This is a genomic window from Salinivibrio sp. EAGSL, from assembly GCF_013366455.1.
Lineage (GTDB): Bacteria > Pseudomonadota > Gammaproteobacteria > Enterobacterales > Vibrionaceae > Salinivibrio > Salinivibrio costicola.
In genome coordinates this window covers 1-6915 of the sequence record NZ_JABWMG010000036.1, presented here as the reverse complement: position 1 = coordinate 6915, position 6915 = coordinate 1, and the positions used below count along the sequence as shown (strand labels likewise).

Sequence of the window (6915 nt, the reverse complement as noted above, 5' to 3'; positions counted from 1 at the left end):
ACTAGAGACTAGAGACTAGAGACTAGAGACTAGAGACTAGAGACTAGAGACTAGAAAACATCTTCGGGCCCGCTCTACGCTCTACGCTCTTCCTAGTCTCTAGTTTCTCGAAGCGAAGCGTCTAGTCTCTTTCCGTATTCCGTATTCCATAATCTTTTCCCTAGGACGTAACCATGCCCAACACTTCACCCAACACCTCACTAAAAACCTCAATCAATACCGACACCCTCACCGTCACTCACCATGGTGGCTATCAAACCGTAACTGGCTCTTGTCACCAAGTTGATATAAAACCCAGTGGTTTACGCTTGCTGATTGACTGCGGCCAATACCAAGGCGATGAAGCGCGAGAGGCGATGGTGAGCTTAAATGGCAAACGTATTAATGCGCTGATCCTCACTCATGCTCATATCGATCACTGTGGTTTGCTGCCTTGGCTACTGGCGGCGGGCTTTAACGGCCCTATTTATTGCACTGAAGCCACCGCGGAGTTGGTGCCGCTATTGATTGACGACACCTTAAAGTTGCAACTCAACATGAATTACGGTGATCGTCAGCGGGTACTTGAGCGCATTTGCCAGTTAACCGTGACCTTGCCTTACAATAGCTGGCACCGGCTAAAGCCCAAGCAAAAAGGGCAGCCGGCGACCTATTTGCGCTTGCAACCGGCTGGGCATATTTTGGGCTCGGCCTATGTCGAGTTAAAACTGCCGGACGCGCAGCGCGTAGTGTTCTCCGGCGATTTAGGGCCTAGTAACACGCCACTGCTGCCCGATCCGACACCGCCAAGCCGTGCCGATATTTTGTTTTTAGAATCCACCTACGGCGATAAAACCCATGAGTCCGTCGCCACCCGCGCCCAGCGGCTTGAGGCGATCATTCAACGCTCACTAGAAGACGGCGGCGCGATTTTGATCCCCGCGTTCAGTGTCGGCCGTACCCAAGAGCTGTTGTTTGATATCGAGCAGCTTATCCACCAAAAGCAGCTTGATGAGGCGCTTCCTGTCATTCTCGACTCGCCCATGGCGCAAAAGGTGACGCGTCACTATCGCCAGTTTAAAAAGCTATGGAGCAAAGAGGCCAAAACCAAGCTCAAACAGCATCGCCATCCGTTAGCCTTTGAGCAATGCATCACCATTGATGAACACAGACAACACATGGCGTTGGTGAATCGCCTAAAACAAAGCGGCGAGCCGGCCATTGTGGTCGCCGCCTCCGGTATGTGCCAAGGCGGGCGCATTATGAACTACCTTGCCGCATTGCTTGAAGACAAACGCACCGATGTGATTTTTGCCGGCTACCAAGCCCAACACACCCTTGGCCGCGATATCCAGCAAGGCAACAAACAAGTGTGGATAGACAACACGCCAGTCACCGTCAACGCCCAAATCCACACAATCTCCGGTTACTCCGCCCACGCCGATCAAAACGACTTGGTCAAATTCGTGCAAGGCATCCAACCGCCGCCAAAACAAATCCACTTGATTCACGGCGAACCGGACAGCCAACGGGAACTAGCTGCTCTTCTCCGTAACCCGTAAGCCCCCCGATGCTGCCTTTCCTAGTCTCTAGTCTCTAGTCTCTAGTCTCTAGTCTCTAGTCTCTAGTCTCTAGTTTCTAGTTTCTAGAAGCGAAGCGTCTTATCTCTTTCCGTACTCCGTAAGCGCAGCGCTCCGTATTCCGTCAAATGATCCCATTGGCGTAGGTGACACAAGCCCCTGCACCATGTCAACTATGATGCATTATGCCACCTGGGCGCCTGTCACGATCAATGCCAATATTTGACCGCCAATGTCGGATGGCGCGCGGCGCAAATCACACCAAGCTTGTACGATCGAGAAGGCGCTTATACCGACCTACGCGATATTCAAGATTTTTGAATACAGAACGCTTCGCTTACAGAATACCGAAAAGAGCGTAAAGCAGTTCCTAGGATCCTAGGCCCTAGGAACTTTATCTACCAGAGCTGGCACGATACGCTCTTTCCGTATTCCGTATTCCGTATTCCGTATTCCCTAGCCTCTAGCCTCTAGTCTCTAGCCTCTAGTTTCCCCCATTCCGTGATCTATCCCTTCTTTTTCCGACAGAGTTGACGACAAAACGGTCAAACTGATCTTATCAAGTGATTTCTCATCGGTTTTCACTTTAAATGACCGCTGAGCTATGTAGAATACGTCAGACATTTGACGCACTGCGCTGGGCAGCGAGTAAGCAAACGCGTGTTACCGTGTCGGGCAGTGCTGAATAAATAAAGTGACAGCCACAAACCGCAAATGCGTACAGGGGGAACGACACCTCATGGCGGTAGCGTATCCAATCGACACTGGATGCCAACAGCAGTGCGTTGCACAGAGTGTAAATACACGAGACGGATAGCGTTTTGTGTCATAAAGGCGTCACTCAAATTGTCAAAAATAGGACAAAACAAACCAATCACCGCGCACAGGGGAGCGACACCTCCGGGCGGTAGCGTATCCAAATGGCACGGCTAGCCCGTGACGCGTACAGTCATTTCTTCTCACATTTGCAGCGTTGTTAAATCACTTATGACATGTTCAAAACGGATGAACTTTACATCGCTTCAGCTTGGCTACGGTCAAACCCTGGCGATGCTGGTGCTGCTGATGAGCACCCCGGTGGCGGCGTCGCCATGGCTTGAGGCCAACGACCCTTTTCTGCGCGCTGATCTTACCGCCTTGTCCGATGCCGGTGAACTCAACGGGCCGATTAACCACTACCCGTTACGCTGGTCAAGCTTTTACGATGACACAGCGCCACGTCAACACGCTAACACGGGCCAGTCGGCACGGATGACGGCGCGTGATAACATGCTTAATACCGCCCGCAATCACGTCCGCTACCGCGCGCATGCCGCGAAATTTAATCGTGCGCCGATTGAATTTGACCTGTATTGGGCCAATGACCCGGCCACCGCTCTGGACTACGGTGATACCCCGCGGCATGAATGGCTAATCGGCTCGGCGTATCAATACATGAGCAACCGCTTTGCCTTTAAAGTCGCTAACCAATACCGCCGAGACGCGAATGGCGATAAAGAATACACCTGGCAGGGGTCCTATTTAGCATTAAACGACGGCCGTTGGTTATTTACGCTTGGCCAAATCGACCGCTGGTGGGGACAAGGCTGGCAACACAATCTTATATGGGGCAATCAGTCGTCCCCCGCGCCCAGCGCCTCACTCAGCTATCTAGGTGATTACCTTCCCGTATTAGGGTACTGGTCGCTCGACACCGTCTACCAATTACCAGACAAAACCGGTTACGACACCCACTGGGCAGCACGTTTGGTCAGCCAGCCGATTCGCCAGTTTCAACACGGGATCAGCTATCAAAAATGGCAAGATCCAAACGGCGAGCGGCAAATCAGCGAACAATGGGCATGGGATGCCAAACTCGCCTTGCCCGCCTTTGATTGGCCGGTTGCTCACGCACTCTATACCGAACTGGCCAGCAACTACCAAGGCCAAGAGTTGGCAACCAGCTTAATTGGCTGGAGTGGTCAAACCGAGATCGCGCGACAAAGCGTGCGTCTAGTGCTTGAGCAGCAAACCACCCACGATGGCTTTGAGTCGTCGTTGGCGAATACCCCAGCGGTGGACCAACAGCTATCCTCCGATCAACTTGGTGGCAACAGCACCACATATGGATTAGATAACAGTCGTTCGGTGGCGGTGTATACCCAGTTCAATAACGATCATGCGGTTAAATTAATGCTGGCGGATCGGGAACAAGCCACTCACAACTGGCACGAAATTGAAGCCAGCTATCGTCTGCCGGTGGCAACGGCCATGGTCACCCTAGGCGCCAGCCAAACCGATGACGACGCGCCTAATGTGGCAGACGCCAACACACGTGTTTGGCTCAAATATCAGATGCGGTTTTAATCGCCGCTTAACCTGCAATGACTGATAACAACGACGGCTGATATCAACTATCACTGCGAATAATAAGTACGGAACACGCTCACTATGTCAACGCTTTCATCTTCAACCGGTCGGCCATTAGGCGCCACTATCATGCGCGGCCTGACCCGTTGTGCCCCCGCGCTATTGTCCTGTGCACCTGCTCTGTTACTGGGCGCGGCGATGCTTACAACAGCGCCGCACGCCGAGGCGGCCACGCCAACTGCCAGCCAGCTGCAACAGTTAAAGCAACTGCCTCGCGCACAACAAGAGCAGCTTGCACGCCAGTACGGTGTGGATCTTGATAGCTTATCGACAAGCAGCAGTGATAACGAACAGCAAGATGCGAATACCACCCCCGAAACACCCGAGCGCATCGGCGGTGAGCAAAGCCAATCGGATAATATACGCCACCCCGGCAAGGCCTCAAGCCAAGACGACGACACACTTAAACCTTTCGGTTATGCCTTTTTTGATGGCAAACCCGCCTCCATGGCGTCGGTTGATGATTTACCACTGCCAAGCGATTATCAAATCGGTCCAGGTGATACCCTCGATATTCAAGTGTTTGGTAAAGAAAACCAGCAATACGATCTCACCGTCAAGCGTGATGGCAACATCCATTTCCCTAAATATGGCCCGATGCAAGTCGCTGGCGAGACCTTCGGTAAAGTGCGCGAACAAATCAAAGCCATGTTCGAGCAGCGCGTGATTGGCGTGGATGTTACCGTCGATATCGGCGCCATGCGTACCATGCAGGTATATCTTGCGGGCGATGTGAAACAACCCGGCGCTTACACAGTCAATGGCCTAACCACGGTGACCCAAGCCTTGTTGGCCAGTGGGGGGATCAAAACCAGTGGCTCATTGCGTGATATTCAGTTAAAGCGCAATGGCAAGGTGATTGAAACCTTAGATTTATACGACTTGCTCCTCGCCGGCGATAGCAGCAACGATGTGCGCTTACTCAAAGGCGACACCTTGTTTGTGCCTGCGCGTGGCGCCCAAGTCGCCATTGAGGGAGAAGTATTACGCCCAGCGTTATATGAGCTGAATGGCCCAACCACCCTTGCAAGCGCCATCAATATGGCAGGCGGCGCACTACCAGAAGGATATTTGTCGAGCGTTAGCGTTAAACGCGTGACCGAATCCGGTATTCAGCAATTTAGTCTCGATATGAGCACCAGCAAAGGCCAAGCCTTTACGGTAAAAAACGGCGATGACATTAAAATAGCCCAAAGTAACGACGCGCTCGACAACGCCGTGGTGCTCCGTGGTGAGGTCGTTCGCCAAGGGGCCTACAACTTTGAGTCGGGGATGACCATTGCCGATCTGGTCAGCAATGCCCAACGTGATCTAAAACCCACCGCCGATCTCAATTATGCGCTGGTAGTGCGCGAAATCGACGCTGAGCGCAATATTGAAGTGTTGCAATTTAAACTGGGCCAAGCCATTGACCACCCCAGCTCGTCAGATAACTTGCGCTTGCAACAAGGCGACCAGGTGTTTGTGTTTAATAATGGCATCGACAGCCAATACTGGGATCAACGTCAATCGGCAAAAGTGGATAAATCACGCCTTAACCGAAAGGGCAATGGCGGTAGTTACATTGATGCAGAAACCGGCGCAGAAGTACAAAGCCAAACCAAGCAAAACGAATCAAAACTAGCGAAAAAACTGGCAGAGCGTGATGACGAAGGCGAGCGTTCACTGCGCGAGCAAGAGCTTGAGCCGATTATTGAGCGCTTAAAACACCAAGCCAACAATCAATACAATGCCGCGGTTGTGGAGCTGGGCGGCGCGGTAAAATACCCGGGTGTTTACCCATTACCGGCCAATGCCTCGTTTGAGCAATTGCTGGATGCCGCCGGCGGATTGACCGAAGCCGCGTACTTGCGCCAAGCCGAAATCACCCGCCGCCAAGTGGTGGAGGGCCGTTTAACCGTGCGTCATTATCCGCTGGATTTAAATAAAGCCATTAAAGGCGAGGGCCCGCAGTTTGCTATTCATCGCCAAGACCGGATTAACATCAAAACCAAGCCTAACTGGCATAAAAACAACACCATTGAATTACAAGGCGAAGTGCGCTTCCCTGGCGTGTATGCCTTTGAACGTGGCGAAACCATTCAAGACGTGATTGAACGCGCCGGCGGCTTAACCGAATTCGCTTACCCGAAAGGCGCGGTATTTAGCCGTGAGCGACTCAAGCGCCAAGAAGAAGAGCGCTTAAAAATGCTCAATCGTCAGCTGCAACAAGAAATCAGCAGCCTGGCGCTACGCCGTCAAACCAGCAGCGCCCAATATACCACCAGCCCGTCAGAAGCCCTATCATTAGCAGAAGAGCTACAAAACGCCGAAGCCGTTGGCCGCATGGTGATCTCACTGCCTCGCGCACTTAAAGGGGACGACGTTGCCAACATCATGATCGAAAACGGCGATAAGCTCTACGTACCACCGAAAAACCCGGTGGTCAGCATTATGGGCGAAGTGCAATTCACCTCAAACCAACTGTTTGAACCGGGCATGACCGTCAGCGACTACATCGAATCCGCCGGTGGCACCAAGCAACAAGCCGACACCGACCGCATCTACGTCGTCCGCGCCGACGGCTCAGTAATGATGCCCAACAACAGCTTCTGGTTCAGCCGTAGTCAAAAACGACTCGAACCCGGCGACACCATCATCGTCCCAATCGACACGGACTACCTAGACGGCCTAAGCACCGCCTCCACCGCCACCCAAATCCTCTACCAAATGGGTGTAGCATGGAAAGCGGTTAAGGATTAAAGAGGGGAAGAGGAGCCACGAATAGAGACTAGACGCTTCGCTTCTAGAAACTAGAAACGAGAGAGAGACTAGACGCTTCGCTTCTAGAAACTAGAAACGAGAGAGAGACTAGACGCTTCGCTTCTAGAAACTAGAGACTAGGAAAAGCTTAAAGCGGCTCATAAAATAGTCTCTAGTCTCTAGTCTCTAGTCTCTAGTCTCTAGT

General features: G+C 52.3%; 3 protein-coding genes. All 3 read left to right on the top strand.

Annotated elements, in window-relative coordinates:
* The first annotated feature begins 173 nt into the window (after positions 1-173).
* Entirely contained in the window at positions 174-1541 is a 1368-nt protein-coding gene (locus tag HLG76_RS14470; RefSeq protein ID WP_175993916.1) for an MBL fold metallo-hydrolase RNA specificity domain-containing protein, read from the top strand.
* A gap of 1023 nt (positions 1542-2564) precedes the next feature.
* Positions 2565-3905: a capsule assembly Wzi family protein gene (locus tag HLG76_RS14465; RefSeq protein ID WP_175993915.1), complete on the top strand. Its 1341-nt coding sequence runs from the start codon at positions 2565-2567 to the stop codon at positions 3903-3905.
* A gap of 84 nt (positions 3906-3989) precedes the next feature.
* Positions 3990-6710: an SLBB domain-containing protein gene (locus tag HLG76_RS14460; protein WP_254877711.1), complete on the top strand. Its 2721-nt coding sequence runs from the start codon at positions 3990-3992 to the stop codon at positions 6708-6710.
* Positions 6711-6915 lie beyond the last annotated feature (205 nt).